This window comes from Psychrobacter sp. W2-37-MNA-CIBAN-0211 (genome assembly GCF_040309405.1).
GTDB classification, from domain to species: domain Bacteria; phylum Pseudomonadota; class Gammaproteobacteria; order Pseudomonadales; family Moraxellaceae; genus Psychrobacter; species Psychrobacter glaciei.
The window spans coordinates 1-280 of sequence record NZ_JBEOOU010000132.1 but is presented as its reverse complement, the minus strand read 5'-3'; the positions used below and the strand labels follow the sequence as shown (position 1 = coordinate 280).

Sequence of the window (280 nt, the reverse complement as noted above, 5' to 3'; positions counted from 1 at the left end):
GCACCAGCCTTATAGTCATGAAGGTGCTATTATTTTTGTTAAACTTTGGCAGATGACAGTCGACGAGACTGAGCATGTCGCTATCAATACCAACGATGCAGCTAACTGGCAAGCACAAGGCGGTCGTGAGATTTGTCATTTATACTCAGATATAAGAGAAGAAGTGAGCTTGCAACGTATCAATGTAGGTGAGGTATTGTTTGCAGATGCCATCGCAGGAGGTGCTGAGATATTGGTGCTAGAGGGTACGCTGATAGACGCTGGACAAACCTATCAGAGC

The 280-nt window shown here is 45.4% G+C and carries 1 protein-coding gene; it reads left to right on the top strand.

Going from position 1 to position 280, the window contains the following annotated elements; genetic code table 11:
- Nucleotides 1–280, top strand: a 280-nt coding sequence (locus AAEY72_RS14600; RefSeq protein WP_502945394.1) for a cupin domain-containing protein, incomplete at both ends; no start/stop codon positions are given.